The organism is Lacinutrix sp. C3R15 (genome assembly GCF_018860825.1).
Classification (GTDB): domain Bacteria; phylum Bacteroidota; class Bacteroidia; order Flavobacteriales; family Flavobacteriaceae; genus Oceanihabitans.
The window spans coordinates 249,085-266,216 of sequence record NZ_JAHKPZ010000015.1; the positions used below are offsets into that span (position 1 = coordinate 249,085).

The following is a 17,132-nucleotide window of genomic DNA, read 5'->3' on the forward strand; positions in this document are numbered from 1 at the left end:
TACATTATGAAAGCAAAATTAAGCACATTAATATACATTTTGTTAACCGTAAGTTGTGTTGCATCTAAAGCACAGCAAAAAACCGAAAAGCCAAACATTATTTTCATATTTGCTGATGATTGGGGCTATGGTGATATCAGTGCGCATGGAAGTACGTGGATTGAGACACCACATATTGATAAAATGATTAGCGAAGGGATGGATTTTGCTGACTTTACAGTAAATAGCCCGGTGTGCTCTCCTAGTCGTGTTGCGGTTATGACAGGACAATTTCCGGCAAGACAAAGTATTCATCAACATTTTCAAGGATGGAAAGCGCATAAAAAACGAGGCATGCCAGACTGGATGGATCCTAACGGAATGTCTTTTCCAAGAGAGTTTCAAAAAGCAGGCTACGTAACGGGGCATTTTGGAAAATGGCATTTAGGATGGAGAGCAAAAGACGCGCCAATTGAATCGGATTATGGGTACGATGAGTTTGCTACGTTTAATGGCTCTAAAACCATAAATATACCTAAAGGTGGCTCAGTTGGTGTTGATTATGCCGAAGACTTCATTAAAAGACATAAAGACAAGCCTTTCTTTATTAACCTATGGTTGCATGAAGCACATACAGCCCATTATCCTCAAGAACGATTTATGGATCAGTTTGGTAATCTAGATGAGCAGAAACAAGTATATGCTTCTATAATTGCTGAAGGTGATGAGGCTGTTGGAAGAATTATGAAATTATTAGAAGACCTCGATCTCGATGAAAATACTTTAGTGGTTTTTTCTACAGATAATGGTCCAGAATGGGAAGGTTCTGAAAAAGAAAAACTGCATAAAGGTGATGTAGAAAACGGGGTAGAAGGTCTTGGAAAGTACTATTCTGTAGGAGAAACAGGAGGATTAAAAGGACAAAAAAGATCCTTGTTTTCAGGCGGAATTAGAGTGCCTTTTGTTGCCAAATGGCCAAAAGTCATACCAGCTGGTGTAGAAGACAAAACATCAGCAGTAACTGCAGTAGACTTACTGCCTACTTTTTTTGAAGCTGCAGGTATTCAAATGCCTACAGATTATCAACCAGATGGTGAAAGTATGATGTCAGCCTTTAAAGGAAAAGGATTAGAAAGAACCAAGCCTATTTTTTGGGAATGGAGAGGTGGTAATAATAAAGATTATACCTGGCCTACATTAGGAGTTCAGGATGGCGATTATAAATTGGTTGTTGATGTATCAGGCGATAAATATGAATTGTTCAACATTAAAAACGATTGGAAAGAAGATAACAATCTTGCCGAAAAAAATCCTGAAAAAGCTAAAGAATTATTGACGCTTGTTAATAATTGGAAGGCGTCATTACCTACAGAGCCACAAGAAAACTGTTTGTCTATAGTAAGAAATAAAACAGGTAAGTCTGCTAAGAAAAAGAACAAACAAAAAGGGAATAAAAAACAAAATAACTAAGGGGTTTAAGACGAATTTCATCCGAACCTAAACAACAAAATAGAGAAAAGTATCATGACACAAAGCATAAAAATAGGACTACTTGCAGTGGTTTTTGGGTTTATATCTTGTAAACAAAAAGAAACCAAAAGTGTAGAACAAACACTTCCGCTTACTTATGAGCAAATGACCGAGTCTAAAAAAGACTCAAAAGAGGCTTTTAATGATGCTAAATATGGCATGTTTATTCATTGGGGTTTGTATTCCATTCCAGGTGGTATTTGGAAAGGCAAAAAAATGGAAGAGCTAAGAGGTCCTAAAGTGGCCGAGTGGATTCAATTTGGAGCGCAAATACCAAGAGAGGAATATGCAGCATTAGCACCGCAATTTAATCCAACCGATTTTGATGCCGATGCTATAGCTAAATTAGCTAAAGATGCTGGTATGAAATATTTAGTAATTACTTCTAAGCATCATGATGGTTTTGCTATGTATGATTCTAAAGTAAGCGAATATGATATCATTGATGCAAGTCCGTACCCAAAAGATATTGTGCAAGAATTATATGATGCTTGTCAAAAATATAATATCGATTTTGGTTTATACTATTCTCATAATATCGATTGGATGGATGGCAATGACTGTGGGCTTTCAGAATATTTAGCATCTGGAGGAGAAGAGCATGCTAGAGTTAAACGTAAAGCTGGTGTCAATACTTGGGATCCAAGCCCAAATACGTTTACAGAATATTTAAATAATAAAGCGTATCCACAGGTAGAGGAAATCTTAACAAAATTCCCAAATATGACAACTTTATGGTACGATTATCCACATTATGTAACACCAGAGCAAAGTCATAAGTTTTACAAATTAGCCTATGATTTGCAACCTAATATGTTGGTGAATTCTAGAGTAGGTAATGACCTAGGAGACTTTGATATTCCAGGTGATAATAAAATTCCTAAAGATCATTTAGCCATAACAAAGCCTTGGCAAACGGTTGGTACTACCAATAATTCTTGGGGTTACAAGTCTTATGATAACGATTGGAAATCACCAAAAGAACTCTTGTTTTGGTTAACCGAAATAGTGAGTAAAGGTGGAAACTATATGTTAAATATAGGCCCAAAAGCTTCAGGTGAAGTGCCTAAGGAATCTATAGAAAATTTATTGGTAGTTGGTGAGTGGTTAAATGTAAACGGAGAAGCGATTTACAATACACGTAAATGGAAGGTAACACATGAAGGACCAACCAAATTAAATATGGATGGTACAGGAGATAGAGAAAAGCATGGTTTTGTAGCAGCGTTTACTTCAGAGGATTTTTGGTTTACTCAAAAAGAAAATAGCATTTATGCAATTGCTTTTCAATATCCAAAAAGCAACGTATTAATTAAAAGTTTAAGTAACGAAAACGATATCGAAGTGAAGGATGTAGAAATGTTGGGCGCAGGTTCAGATGTTGTATGGAAACAAACCGAGGAAGGTTTAGAGGTGGACTTAAATGGTCAGCAGGTTAATAAAAATGGTTATGCACTTAAAATTACTTTAAAGTAAGGGTATGAAAACAATTAGTAGAAGACAATCCATTAAAATGCTTTCGGCTTTTGGCTTAGCAGCTATGGTTCCAACACAGCTATTAAGTCAGGTGCTTACTACAAGTTGTGATGTTTGTAAAAAAGCATGGAACAGCTTAGGGAGATTTAATAAAACAAGATATCAGTTTAGATATATAGAGCCTGTGGCAGCATTGCCAAAAGTTTTTATCTATGGCGATTCTATTTCTATTGGTTATACCGAATATGTTAGAGCATCATTAAAAGGTAAGGCTTGTGTGTATCGCTTGCACACTAATGGTCAGTCTAGTAATGAGTTTGTAGAACGCTTTGAGAAATTAAGGCACACCATGTTTCAGCCATTTTTAAAAGCGGGTTGGAATTTTAAATGGGATGTCATTCATTTTAACGTTGGCTTACATGATTTAAAATATTTACATGAGAAAAAACTGAATAAAAAAGAAGGAACACAAGTGTCAACTTTAGATCTGTATGAAAAGAATCTTAGAGCTATCATTCAGTATTTAAAAAACACCTATCCAAAGGCAAAATTAATTTTTGCTACAACAACACCTGTTCCCGAAGGTGAACCAGGAAGAGTTGCAGGTGATGCTGTTACATACAATGCAGTAGCCTTAAAGGTGATGCGTGAGTACCCAGAAATTATAGTGAACGATTTATATACATTTTCTATTCCTGTTTTAAAGGAATTTGCCAATAAACCAGGAGATGTTCACTATAAACCAGAAGGGTCCAGATTACAAGGTATTGAAGTCGCCAATAAGATTGCTAATGCCATTAATATAACACCAGTAGAATGTCCTTCGGCAGAAGTAATCACTGCTAAATTTAAAGAATATGAATCTAAAAGATAATAAAAAAATGAGATATAAATATGTTTTAGGCTTATCATTAATGCTTGGTCTTTTTACGCTGCAATCCTGCAATGGGAAAAAAGAAAAAGCAGCAGCAAAAGCAGCAGTAAAAGTTGAAGAGAAAAAGCCTAATATTATTTTCTTTTTTACAGATGATCAATCTTATGATTCACATAAAAGCTATGGAAACAATGTTGTGAAAACACCAAATATTGATGGTTTGGCAGAGAAAGGTGTGTTGTTTCAACGCCATTATAATACTACAGCTATTTGTATGGCAAGTAGAGCTAATGTAATGACGGGTCTGTATGAATATAAAACAGGCTGTAATTTTGATCATGGCTCTTTAGGAACAAAACAATGGGCAACGTCTTATCCTGTATTGCTTAGGGAAGCAGGCTATAAAGTAGGATTTGCAGGTAAGTTTGGCTTTTCGGTTTCCGATACCAATGGAGGTTGGAAACAAGAAGGAGAAGTGGCTAAAAAAGACTTCGATTTCTGGGCAGGAAGTCCGCATCAAACATCGTATAAAACCATTGAAAATAAGTCGATGGCAAAATATGCCGCACAATATCCGCACAGCACACGTGCCTATGGCGCTGCAACTATAGATTTTATAAATCAATCTGTAGAAAGCAAAGCGCCATTTTGTATGAGTGTCTATTTTAAAGCACCGCATAGACCTGTAGAGCCAGATCCAATGTTTGATGATATCTATAAAGATGTTGTTTTTGATAAACTACCTAATTATGGTCGTGAAGCAGGAAAGCATCTGGCAGAACAATCTAGAATGGGAAGACAATACCCAAGATTTGAAGAATGGGGTTATGATAAAGAAGAAACCTACCAAGAAGCTTTACGCAAATACCATCAACTAATTTATGGTGTTGATTATTCTATAGGAATGGTATTAGAAGCGTTGAAAAAATTAAAAATAGATGACAATACCATTATTGTGTTTTCTTCAGATAACGGCTATTTCAATGGTTCTCATGGCTTAGGTTCTAAAGTATTGCCTTATGAAGAAGGAGCAAGAACACCTTTAATTATTGTAGACCCTCGTAATGATAAAATTAAGATTGGAGTTAAAACCGCGTCATTATCAGGGAACGTAGATATCACTGCAACCATTCTAGATTATGCTGGAGTAGAAATTCCTTCTAATTACGATGGTAAAAGTTTACGTCCTGTTGTTGAAAATCCAAATACACAAGTCAGAACATCACTTCCAATTGTACAGGTTTGGGGACCTAAAGCTACACACTGCTTAACGGTTATGGATGACCAATATAAATATGTGTACTGGTATTATGAAGATGAAAAGCTTGGAATTAAACCTACTGAGGAATTATTTGATATCGTTAACGATCCATATGAATTGGTAAACATTGCTACGCAATCGGAATATAAACCACAACTAGATAAGTTAAGAAAATTATACGATGAACAATTAAATCATTGGAAAAACGAAGGAGTGAAATACAATGGGTATGAAGAATACGCTTCTATTTTTAAAAGAAAACAGACTAACTAAACTAAGTATATTAAAACCAACAATTATGAAACAAATTTTAACAGCATTTATTGTCATGCTATCTATATCTGCCTTTTCTCAGGAAAGAACGATTACTGGTACAGTGACTGATGAATTTGGTGTTCCTTTAATAGGAGCTACCGTATTTGTTAAAGCAAAAAGTAGCGGTACAGTAACCGATTTTGATGGAAATTTCACAATTAAAGCAGCAACAGGTGACGTTATATCATTTTCTTATTTGGGTGTAGAATCAAAAGATATTACTGTCTCAAATTCTGATACTATAAAAGTAGCTTTAAAACAATCAAATGAAGTATTAGATGAAGTTATTCTTGCAATAGGTTTAAGAGCATCGCAATTAAAATCTATTAAAGATAAAAGAGACTCAGATGATATCATAGAATCTATTACATCCGAAGATATCGGTAGTTTTTCAGATAATAATACTGCAGATGCTTTAGAGCGAGTTGCTGGTGTTCAAATAGAAAGAAATGTAGATGGAACTACTGGTGATAGAATTTCGGTTCAAGGTTTAGGACCAGAATTTGTAGAGGTAACCATTAATGGAAGGTCTCCACTTTCAGCAGGAACGGATGGGTATAGTGATTTAAGACAGTTTAATTTAGATGTTTTACCAACAGAAATTATTAGTGGTGCTACTATTAGTAAAACTGGTGACGCAGGAAGTACTGGTGGTATTGGAGGAAATGTAAACTTTACTACTATTAGACCTTTAGATATGCGTTACAAAAGAGGGAAAAATTATTTTGGTGTAGTCTCTTCTAGAACTACAGCCAATGGCCAAAAACCAGAATTAGGAAGTAGAGCTTCAATGGCATTTGGGGGTAAAATAAATGAAAAATTTGGAGCATTTGGTACTTTTTTAAAATCCGAAGAAATAAATGTTCAGAATTCAGCTGCTTTAGGAAATTACCAGCTTAGAGGTATTACAATTGATACAAATGAAAATGGCGTATATGATGAAGGAATTGATGCTTATTATGCTGATACAGATAGTCTATATTATGGACCTGGTACAAATAGTAATACTATTAATAAAAGAATAAATACAAGAACAGCAGCGTCAATTGGAATTCAATATAAACCAAATAAGAAATTAGACCTTATGCTGGATTATACTTACACTAATCTTATAGCTGATTCTCAAAGAGATGTTTTACAAACCATATACAGTGGTCTTTATACAACTACTAATAGTGCTGATGTTACAAGCCACGTATTATGGTCACCAGATGCCATTGGGTTTAATGGAGGGCAGTTATCATATTTCGACGTAGGAGGTGCTACAGATGCTAGTTATACTTTAAGAAGTAGAACAACTCAAATTAAGAATAATACAAAAAGTGGCTTGGGTGGTTTAAATATTAATTACAAAGCAAATAAAAAATTAAACTTATCAGCAGATATATCTTATTCTGATATTAATTTTGTTGGTGAAACCATAAATAGTGGAACTATAGTATATAATCAGGATTTTGATGAGTTTTATCCTGAAGATTTAACTTTAGATTTAACAGGAGAAAAATTCTCGTATGGATTTCCTAATATATACGATAGTAATGTCTTAACTGGAGCAGCACCAAACATAGGATATAATGTTACAAAAAATTTAGGATATAAATATCAGGCTAAAATAGATGCAGATTATCGATTAAGTAAAAAAATTAGAGTATCTGCTGGTTTAAGTTATGATTATAGCGATACGGAGTCTAGACGTTTTACGGTAAACACCAATACTTATGTAAGAGAAAATGGTTCTGTTGGACTTACTGCTCAACAACTAGACGTTTATGCAGATTTTATTTCTCAAGGTAATTTAACTGATGTAACGCTCTTAGAAGGAGGTACTGGTTTAGATAACTGGCTAGCTAGTTCGGGTTTAGCACTTTGGAATGCAGATCCTGAGTTTTCTTCTTATGATGGAGGCGAAATTTTTAATTTTGACAAACCGCTTTCGCAAATACCAGGAGACGAGAATAGCATTGGTTTTAACCCAAGTAGATCGTATAAGATTTTAGAAAGTAACCTTAAAGCCTATTTAAATGTAAGGTTGAATACTGAGGTTTTTGGTTGTAAAGCTGTTTTTAGGTTTTCAGGATCAATTGTTAAATATAATAATGCATCTTCAGGATTTTCAACCATTACATATTATGACCCTGTAGATGATACAGAAACGGAAGATACTGGTTTTTCTCAATACCTTGTAACAGATAATTCTACATTAAACTTTTTACCAAGTTTTAATGGAACAATAGATCTAAGTGAAAGATTAAAATATAGAATAACTGCTAGTAAAAAATTAACAAGACCTAGAGTTAGAAATTTATTACCTAATAATACAATTAGATTTATAGACCCAGATTCAGAAGTATTCAACCCAGCTTCTGAAAGCTATGCACCTAATGAGTATTTTAACACCATTATATCAGGAAACGCTGATTTAGTTCCTAGAACAGCTTGGTCCTTTAATAACTCGTTAAGTTATTTTAGTAAAAATGGAGGTATTTTTACAATAGGTGGATTTTATAGAGATATTAGAAATTATGCAGGTGTACTATGGCAGTATCAGCAACCATTTCCTGGTATAGAAGAAATAGGTATTAACTTACCTCCAGGTTTAGAAGATAGCTTGTTTGATATTAGACAACCTGTTAATAATGCCTCCAATGCACAGGTATACGGATTTGAAGTTGGGTTTAATCAACATTTTACTTTTTTACCAGGTTTTGCTAGTGGTTTCGGTTTCTCTTCAAACTTTACCTATACAGAAAGTAAATTCGTATCAGCAGATGGAATAGATTATGACCTAGGTTTACCAGGAACATCAAAATATAGTGCTAAAGCAATTTTATATTACGAAAAATATGGGTTTACCTTTAGAGCTACGGGGTCTTATAGAAGTAATTATTTAAGCCGTCTTGCAGGTCTTGGTTTAATAGCTCAAGATCAGACGCATTATACGGTTGGACAAGCAGTATTTGGTTTAAGTGGGCAATATAATTTTAGTAAAAACCTAAATCTAAATGCTAGTGTTACTAATTTAACAGGGACAGATACTCGAAGATATGTAGATAACGATCCACAGAACTTATCGGCATATTTTGCAGTACAACCTGTATATACATTGGGTGTAACCTTCAGATTATAAAACTATTAAATAGAAATTTATTTACGAATTAAAAAGATAAAGAAATGCTTAAAAAAATAATATTTTCGCTTTTTTGTTTAGTTATAACGGCTTGCGAACTAGAAATACCTATAGCAAATTCTATTATTCTTGATAGTGATGCTATTTACACACAAACAGGAATAGCTACTCAGGGAGATCATATAGGTGTTATAAGAAGAATTGCTTCAGATCAACTAGAAGAAGGCGTGTTTGATTTACTCGCAGAAGAAAACCTAGAAGACCCGACGATAGAAGAAGCAAGTCAGGACGGATTTACTTTTGAACTTATAGATCAATCTGTAGACAATGCTGTTGAGATAAGTAGTACAGGTGTTATTACAATAAATGATGTTAGTGCTTTTGATGCTTCTAGATACGACCGTATTACTGTAAATTATATAGCTTATCTCGAAGACATCTCTAAAGAAGGTACTTTTTTTATAGATATTATTATAGATACATCTGATTCTGAATTTACAATTGTATGGGACGTTGAAGCTGGAGATACCATTGAATTACCTTTATATGATGGTGATGATACAGACTATAATTTTACAGTAAATTGGGAGAATACTGGCAATACAGCAGATGATGTAGCAGTAACTTCTTTTGATGATCCAGATGCAATTTATACCTATGCAGACGCTGGTTTAAAAACCATTACAATCAAAGGATTGATTAAAGGGTTTAATTTTGACCAAAATCCAGCTAGTGCCACTAAGTTTGTCGATGTACAAAAATGGGGTTATATGTATTTTGGAAGTCAACCAGGAGTGTTTTCAGGATGTACTAATTTAGTAGCGTTTACAGCAACAGATAATCCTTTAATTGGAAGTACAACCAATATGGAACTAATGTTTTATAACGCGCAATCTTTTAATGGAGATTTAAGTGGTTGGAATGTTTCTCAAGTTACATCTATGCATTCAACTTTTAGAAATTGTTTTGCTTTTAATGGAAATATTAATGATTGGGATGTTTCTTCAGTTACTACTATGTATAGAATGTTTTTTAATGCTCAAGCTTTTAATCAAGATCTTAATAATTGGGATGTTTCTAGTGTAGAGAATATAGGGCAAATGTTTAGAAGGGCAGATGTTTTTAATGGAGATATAAGCAGTTGGGATGTTTCTAGTGTTACTAGTATGGGGCAAACATTTAGACAAGCAAGTGCTTTTAATGGAGATATAAGTAGTTGGGATGTTTCTAATGTTAGTAGTTTTACCCAAAGTTTTTATCAGGCAACAACCTTTAATCAAGATATTTCGGGTTGGACCGTTTCTTCTGCTACAGATATGGCTACTATGTTCAGTAGTGCTACAAGTTTTAGTCAAGATTTATCAGGTTGGGATACGAGTTTAGTTAGTGATTGTACTGATTTTGACCTCAACTCAGCATTAACTGAAGATCAATTACCTGTATTAGGGTGTTTCGCTTTTTAATGGTTACTATTTATAATACAAAAAGTAACATCCTTAGCGCTATTAAGTCTGCGGGTGTTACTTTACCATAGCTATAAAACGTTTTAATAAGCATCAAAATAAAAAAAATAAGAAAAGAAGAAATGCTATCAAATTAATGGTATTATTTGGTATTGGTATGGACAGGAAATTGAGATAAATAAGTTGTTGTGAGAAAAATCTCGATAAATGAGGATTGTTTCAGTACTTAAATTGATAGTGTAGAATGAATTGGCAGCAACAAAAATATAAATTGAATACGTAATAATAATACTCATACTATTGAGCTAACAAAAATCATACTGGTAAAATAGTTACTGGTTTTAGGATTTTGACGTCAAATACAACAAATTACACATAGTTTATGAAATATATATATCATTCTTTAGTGCTTATATGCGTCTTGTTTCAACTTAAAGTATATGGGCAAGAGTTAGAGGTAAAGGTAGTTGATAAGGCATCATATAAGGGTAATGCAATAGAACCCAACTGGGAATCTATGTCTGCAAATTATCAGGTGCCTCAATGGTTAGAAGATGGTAAATTAGGAGTATGGTTTCATTGGGGAATTCCTTCAGCAGTAGATGATGATCGTCCTAATGACGGGTCTTGGTATGGTAGAAATATGTATGGTGGAGGAAAAAAACAAGCACAAGTATTGTCTGCTTGGCATACAGAACGCTACGGTTCACCTGCAGAATTTGGTTACGAAAAGTTAATTCCATTGTTTAAAGGTGAAAATTGGGATCCAAATGCGCTAGTTGCTTTTGTTAAAGATAATGGAGCGCGTTTTATTATGCCTGTGGCAACACATCATGATAATTTTGATATGTATGATTCTTCAAATCCATGGAATGCTGTAAATATGGGGCCACATCGCGATGTTCTTAAAGAATGGAAAGAAGCAGCAGCCAATCATGGCCTTAAGTTTGGTATTTCAACACATCTATATTGGTCTCCAGGTTGGTGGCGACCTGCCAGAAAATATCAGAAAGAAGGCACACTAGAGTGGAAGCTTTTTAATATGGATTATGATGCTAAGAATTATGCTAGTCAAGATAGTTGGAATGAACATTGGTATGCGCGTTGTTGGGAAATTATTGAAAAATATGATCCAGATATGTTTAATAACGATGCGCCTTTTCCAAAAATTGGCCCAGGAAAAGGGTTAGGCGTAAAACTGTTTTCAGATTATTTAAATCGAGATTTAAAGGAGAATGATGGAAAACAAACCGTTGTGCTTTCGCTTAAAGATAAAACGGTAGACCGATCTGCGATGACTTATAATCTGGAAAGAGGTGGAGCTGCTGAAATTAAATCAGAACCTTGGTTATGGGCAACAGACCTTTCTGGAAACTGGTTTTATAGAAAAAATGCGGTCAATAAAATGAGCGTTCCTGTCATGGTGGCGAATGCTGTAGATGCTATAAGTAAAAACGGAATTGTAATGCTAAATGTGGCACTTAAAGGAGATGGAACCATTCCTGAAAAACAGTTAGGCTACCTTACGGCGTTTGGAGATTTTTTAAAAATTAATGGCGAAGGAATTTATAGTTCTCGTCCATGGAAAACCTTTGGCGAAGGACCTTTAGAGGTTAAAGATGGTCGTCAAGGCGAAAACCATAGTGATTATGCTCAGGAGGATATACGTTTTACAACTAAAGACGGCATTCTTTATGCTTTTGTTCTGGCTGTGCCTACTAATGATATTGTTATAAAAACTTTGGCTAAAAACGGTGTGCTAGATACAGAAATTACTAGTGTTGAACTAATGGGTAGCAACGAGAAAATAAAATGGACTCGTAATAAGGAAGCGCTTACTATTAAACTTCCAAAAAACTTGCCTGGTAGTATCGTTAATGGTTTTAAAATAATGACTTCAAATACTAATAATTAATCCGTTGTAATTATGTTTCAAAATACCATAAAATACCACAGATTTCATTTAAAAAACAGAATCACTTTTTTATTGCTTAGTATTTGTGTGTTTAACGGATTTTCGCAATCCAATACTTCAAAAAGTAACCCTCCAAATATTATCTACATTTTAGCAGATGATTTAGGAATAGGTGATTTGAGTATTTACAATGAAAACAGTAAAATAAATACGCTGTATTTAGATCAAATGGGCAGAGAAGGTATGCAATTTACAGATGCGCATACATCATCTTCGGTTTGTACTCCTACCAGATATGGAATAATTACCGGACGCTATAATTGGAGAACACCATTAAAACAATTTGTGCTTTGGGGAAATTCGCCAATGTTGATAAAAGAAAACAGACTAACAGTTGCGCAATTATTGAAAGAGAAAGGCTATCAAACAGCAAACATTGGTAAATGGCATTTAGGGTTAAACTGGGCCATGAAAAATGGTGCGCAAGAATTTGAAAGTTTTTCAGATATCCATGATAAATATGATTTAGATAACATAGACTATACAAAACCATTAAAAAAAGGTGTTTTAGATTTAGGTTTTGATTATTCATTTGCTATTTCTGCATCCTTAAATATGCCTCCATATGTATATCTTGAAAATGATGAAGTAGTACAATTACCTAATGCTATTTCTGTGCAGAAAAGAAAAACCAATCCTTACAGTCATTGGATAAAAGGTGCTATTTCTGATGATTTTAAACACGAACAAGTATTACCAGTTTTGGTAGATAAGGCCAACAATTACATCAAAGAAAAAGCCAAGGATAAAAATCCATTCTTTCTTTACCTTCCTTTGCCTGCACCTCATAATCCTATTGTACCTATAGAACCATGGAAAGGAAAAAGTAACATTAATCCCTATGCCGATTTTGTACTAATGATTGATGATTTAATGGGAGAACTCTTTAAAACCATTAAAGAGAGTGGCATAGAACAAAATACACTAGTCATTTTTACTAGTGATAACGGTTGTGCAACAAATGCAAATTTTTCGGTTTTAAAAGAAAAAGGCCATAACCCAAACTACATCTATAGTGGTTCTAAAGGAAGTTATTTAGAAGGAGGTCATCGTGTGCCTTTTTTAGTGAAATGGCCAGCAAAAATTAAAGCCAATACTATTTCAGAAGCTACAATATGTACCACAGATTTTATGGCTACTTGTGCGGATATTGTTGATTATGATTTAAAAGATAATGAAGCTGAAGATAGTTATACGATGTTGCCTTTGTTACTTCAAGAAGAAGGCTATCAGCGTGAAGCAACGATTCATCACAGTAAAACGGGAATTTTTGCCATTAGAAAAGGCGATTGGAAACTCATTGTATCTCCAAATTCGGGGCTAAACGCGAATGGGAAACCAGAAAAATTAGATAAGGAACTCCCTGAAAATATTCTGTATAATCTAAAATTAGATATTGAAGAGCATGTAAATGTCGCAGAGAAATATCCAGAAAAAGTTAAAGAACTAAAACAACTATTGATAAAGCAAATTAACGAAGGCAGAAGTACGCCAGGTGAAGCGCAAAAGAATGATACTATTGCGTTTCCATGGCAGCAAGCAGCCTTCGCTTTAGATATTTCAAAAAACTAACGGATTGATAAAAAAAAATATGAAAAAACAATTAATAATAGTACTTACATTAATCATCGGATTTACTAGTTGTAAGGCTCAAAATACAGGAAAGGAGAAAGCAGACTTTTATGTATCTGTAAATGGATCAGATAGCTGGTCTGGTACATTAGAGAGTCCAAATGCCGAAGGTACAGACGGACCTTTTGCAACATTAGTACAAGCCAGAAATGCGGTTCGTGAGTTGAAAAAAAGTAATCCGAAAAACATTGTAGTGCTTATTCGTGATGGTTTTTACCAATTAACTAAAACAGTTGTATTTGGTTTAGAAGATTCAGGTGAAGGAACAAATACCATTACTTATGCGGCGTATCCTGGAGAAAAACCAGTATTCAGTTCTGGAAAACAAATTAATGGCTGGCAAAAAGTAACAACAGAACTTCCTGGATTACCAAACAAAGCAAAAGGTAATATTATGGTTGCTAATATTTCAGATACATTCTTGACGCTTTATGATGAAGAAGGCATGCTGCCAAGAGCACAATCTGAAGGTTTTATTACAGAAGAAAAAACAAATGGTAGAAATAGACTCCATTTCCCTGATGGTGTATTTCATGATTACAAAAATATGGATGATGCTGAAATAAAAGTAAGACCACATCATGCTTGGATTACCAATATGCTGCCTGTTGAATCTTACAATGCAAAAAAGCAAACAGTTACCACTACAATTGATGCTACCTATGCTATGAATGTGCTTCATTTTTTAAAGGACACAGAGAATGCTTGGGTAGAAAATGTGGTTGAGGCTTTAGATGAACCTGGTGAATGGGTTTTAAACACCAAAGAAGGTAAGGTATATCTGTGGCCACGTAATGAGTCTACAGTATATGCCCCACAACTTTTGGAATTTATCCGTGTAGAAGGGAAAATCAATGAAAAGAAGGCAAAGGATATTCCTGTTCGTAATCTTCATTTTAAAGGTTTAACTTTTAAACATGGTGAACGTTATACTTTAACACCAGATGATGCTGGTTTCCAACACGATTGGGATATGTTTGATAAAGGTAATGCCTTGGTACGTTTTAGAGGAACCGAAAATTGCGTTATCGAACAAAATCATTTTTTACATAGTGGAAGTGGAGCGATTCGTGTGGATTTACATGGCATGAATACTACCATTTCAGGCAACCATATAGAGCACATGGGCGGTGGCGGCGTTTTACTTGCGGGTTATGGACCAGGAACTAAGGACGTGAACAAAAAGAATACCGTTTATAACAATCATATTCATCATGTCGGTGAAATTTATTGGCATTCACCTGGAATTTTAGTTTGGCAAAGTGGTGAAAATCATATCGCCAATAACCTTATACATCATTTAGATTATACCGCTATTATTATGTCGGGTTTTATGACGCATTTCTTTGCTAAAAAAGGCAATGGACGCGAACTGATGAGAACGCTGCGTAGAAATGAACTACCAGAATTTTCTAAAGATGTGACATTAGAAGACGTTTTGCCTTACTTACATACGCACGATAATATCGTAGAATTAAACGAAATACATCATGGTATGCAAAGACTTGGTGATGGTAATGCTATTTATATTCGTGGTGCTGGAAAAGGTAACATCATTCGACGTAACTATATACATGATATGGTTGCCGATATGATTATGCAAGCCGCAATTAGAACAGATGGTGGACAAACAGGGACACTGATTTCAGAAAACCTAATTTATAATGCCACCTCACAAGGCATTCTCACCAAATTAGATAATAAAGTGGAAAATAATGTGGTATATAATATTATTGCACCACCTAGAGGTTATTATTTATCGGTTAGAGAAGGGCCATTGACAGGTGGCTCAATTAAGCGAAACATTTTTTATTCCTTATCCGCATCAGATACATTTATAGACGAATTACCTCCAGGAAAAGCTGGAAGTTCTGAAGATCGTAGAGGACGAGCATTGGCACGTGCTATGGATGCAGATACCGATTATAATATTTATTTCTGTAAACCAGAAGTGAGCAAAGGATTAGACCTTATTAAAAAGAATCAAAAGAATGGTGTAGACTTACATAGTAAAGCTGTAGACCCAATGTTTGTGGATCCTGAAAATGGTGATTTTAGATTAAAACTAGGTTCGCCAGCATTAGACATGGGGATTGTACCTCTCGATTTATCTAAAGTGGGATTACGCGAAGAGTAGCCATAAAAATAATTCTATTTTTAGTAATAATACTTCAATTCGAATAGCGATAGTTCTGGTTTTTATAGGGTTTAATTCAAGCCAAAGCTATTTAGTTGAATTGGTTTTTCGGTGTAGTTTTTTTGTTTGAAAAGCAAATCAAATTATTTTAGAAGATCAAATCTTTAAAGTTAAATTGAATAAATCTTTTACTAAATTACACTCCTATTTATAATTTTTTTACATCATATAATTTCATTTTAATGAATTCAAAAGTCATTTTATTTCAAGTCATAATAGCTTTCTTACTTATTGTTTCCTGTAAAAAGGAAACAAAAGTTAAAAATACAGAAACAAGCAATAAAGTAAATGAAATTGTAGCAGCTCAAGAACCCGAAAAAATTCCTGATTCTATTCCAGAGGGTATGGTTTGGATTCCAAGAGGAACATTTACACAAGGTGCTGTTACTCAAGATAAAATGGCTATGGAACACGAAAAACCTAGTCATAAGGTTAAGGTAGATGGGTTTTTTATGGATATCACAGAAGTAACCAATGCGCAGTTTGCAGCATTTGTAAAAGCTACAGGCTATGTTACAACGGCTGAAAAAGATGTAGATTGGGAAGAAATGAAAAAGCAAGTCCCTGCAGGTACGCCAAAACCTCACGATTCTATTTTACAAGCAGGATCCATGACCTTCAAGAAAACAAAATCTTCGGTACCAAATTTATATGATTTTTCACAATGGTGGTATTGGTCTATTGGTGCAAACTGGAAACATCCTAACGGTAAAGGAAGTAGTATAGAAGGAAAGGAAAATTACCCTGTAGTTCAAGTGTCTCATGAAGATGCTGTTGCTTATTGTGAATGGGCAAATAGACGACTACCAACTGAAGCTGAATGGGAATATGCTGCAAAAGGTGGTAAAGAAAATACCATTTATTTTTGGGGAGATGATCGGTCTCAACTTTCTAAAATGGCGAATAGTTGGGAGGGGGAGTTTCCACTTAATAACTCCAAAGAAGATGGTTACGAATTGCGAGCACCTGTAAAATCATATCCAGCAAATGGTTATGGATTGTTCGATATGGCAGGGAATGTTTGGGAATGGACTGCTGATTGGTATAATATTAATTATTACAATGAATTAGCATCTTCAAAACAGCCTGCTGTGAATCCAAAAGGAGCGGCTAAAGCCTATAATCCCAATAACCCATATGTGCAAGAGAAAATAACTAAAGGAGGGTCTTTTTTATGCAGCGATTCTTATTGTGCGAGTTATAGAATTTCGGCTAGAATGGGAACCAGTAGAGATTCGTCTTTAGAACATTTAGGATTTAGAACTGTTGCCACTCCTAAGATGTTAGAGAAATAATAAAAAAT

General features: G+C 34.5%; 10 protein-coding genes. All 10 read left to right on the forward strand.

The genetic code is table 11. The features are described 5' to 3' along the window. Window positions 1-6: 6 nt before the first annotated feature. The 10 genes from KO494_RS06575 (at window position 7) to KO494_RS06620 (ending at window position 17,124) form a co-directional block, all read left to right on the forward strand. On the forward strand, window positions 7-1,449 hold the full coding sequence (locus tag KO494_RS06575) for a sulfatase (protein WP_215966799.1): 1,443 nt from the start codon (window positions 7-9) through the stop codon (window positions 1,447-1,449). A gap of 54 nt (window positions 1,450-1,503) precedes the next feature. Then, complete coding sequence (locus tag KO494_RS06580; protein WP_215966800.1) at window positions 1,504-2,985, forward strand: alpha-L-fucosidase; 1,482 nt, start codon at window positions 1,504-1,506, stop codon at window positions 2,983-2,985. A 4-nt stretch (window positions 2,986-2,989) separates the two neighbouring features. After that, window positions 2,990-3,859, forward strand: coding sequence for an SGNH/GDSL hydrolase family protein (locus KO494_RS06585; protein ID WP_215966801.1), 870 nt, complete (start codon window positions 2,990-2,992; stop codon window positions 3,857-3,859). A gap of 7 nt (window positions 3,860-3,866) precedes the next feature. Continuing rightward, on the forward strand, window positions 3,867-5,393 hold the full coding sequence (locus tag KO494_RS06590) for a sulfatase (RefSeq protein WP_215966802.1): 1,527 nt from the start codon (window positions 3,867-3,869) through the stop codon (window positions 5,391-5,393). Window positions 5,394-5,418: 25 nt separating this feature from the next. Further along, window positions 5,419-8,562 carry a TonB-dependent receptor gene (locus tag KO494_RS06595; RefSeq protein WP_215966803.1) on the forward strand — a complete coding sequence of 1,048 codons (3,144 nt, stop codon included), beginning with the start codon at window positions 5,419-5,421 and terminating at the stop codon, window positions 8,560-8,562. Between the two features lie 44 nt (window positions 8,563-8,606). Continuing rightward, window positions 8,607-10,025 carry a BspA family leucine-rich repeat surface protein gene (locus KO494_RS06600; RefSeq protein WP_215966804.1) on the forward strand — a complete coding sequence of 473 codons (1,419 nt, stop codon included), beginning with the start codon at window positions 8,607-8,609 and terminating at the stop codon, window positions 10,023-10,025. A gap of 382 nt (window positions 10,026-10,407) precedes the next feature. Then, window positions 10,408-11,940, forward strand: a complete 1,533-nt coding sequence (locus KO494_RS06605; RefSeq protein ID WP_215966805.1) for an alpha-L-fucosidase — start codon at window positions 10,408-10,410, stop codon at window positions 11,938-11,940. A 12-nt stretch (window positions 11,941-11,952) separates the two neighbouring features. Next, entirely contained in the window at window positions 11,953-13,572 is a 1,620-nt protein-coding gene (locus tag KO494_RS06610; RefSeq protein WP_215966806.1) for an arylsulfatase, read from the forward strand. Between the two features lie 19 nt (window positions 13,573-13,591). After that, entirely contained in the window at window positions 13,592-15,769 is a 2,178-nt protein-coding gene (locus tag KO494_RS06615) for a right-handed parallel beta-helix repeat-containing protein (RefSeq protein ID WP_215966807.1), read from the forward strand. Between the two features lie 242 nt (window positions 15,770-16,011). After that, window positions 16,012-17,124 carry a formylglycine-generating enzyme family protein gene (locus tag KO494_RS06620; RefSeq protein ID WP_215966808.1) on the forward strand — a complete coding sequence of 371 codons (1,113 nt, stop codon included), beginning with the start codon at window positions 16,012-16,014 and terminating at the stop codon, window positions 17,122-17,124. The last annotated feature ends 8 nt before the right edge of the window (window positions 17,125-17,132 follow it).

Coding starts and splice junctions, on each gene's coding strand:
- KO494_RS06575 (WP_215966799.1), top strand. CDS start 7: ATGAAAGCAAAATTAAGCACATTAATATACATTTTGTTAACCGTAAGT.
- KO494_RS06580 (WP_215966800.1), top strand. CDS start 1,504: ATGACACAAAGCATAAAAATAGGACTACTTGCAGTGGTTTTTGGGTTT.
- KO494_RS06585 (WP_215966801.1), top strand. CDS start 2,990: ATGAAAACAATTAGTAGAAGACAATCCATTAAAATGCTTTCGGCTTTT.
- KO494_RS06590 (WP_215966802.1), top strand. CDS start 3,867: ATGAGATATAAATATGTTTTAGGCTTATCATTAATGCTTGGTCTTTTT.
- KO494_RS06595 (WP_215966803.1), top strand. CDS start 5,419: ATGAAACAAATTTTAACAGCATTTATTGTCATGCTATCTATATCTGCC.
- KO494_RS06600 (WP_215966804.1), top strand. CDS start 8,607: ATGCTTAAAAAAATAATATTTTCGCTTTTTTGTTTAGTTATAACGGCT.
- KO494_RS06605 (WP_215966805.1), top strand. CDS start 10,408: ATGAAATATATATATCATTCTTTAGTGCTTATATGCGTCTTGTTTCAA.
- KO494_RS06610 (WP_215966806.1), top strand. CDS start 11,953: ATGTTTCAAAATACCATAAAATACCACAGATTTCATTTAAAAAACAGA.
- KO494_RS06615 (WP_215966807.1), top strand. CDS start 13,592: ATGAAAAAACAATTAATAATAGTACTTACATTAATCATCGGATTTACT.
- KO494_RS06620 (WP_215966808.1), top strand. CDS start 16,012: ATGAATTCAAAAGTCATTTTATTTCAAGTCATAATAGCTTTCTTACTT.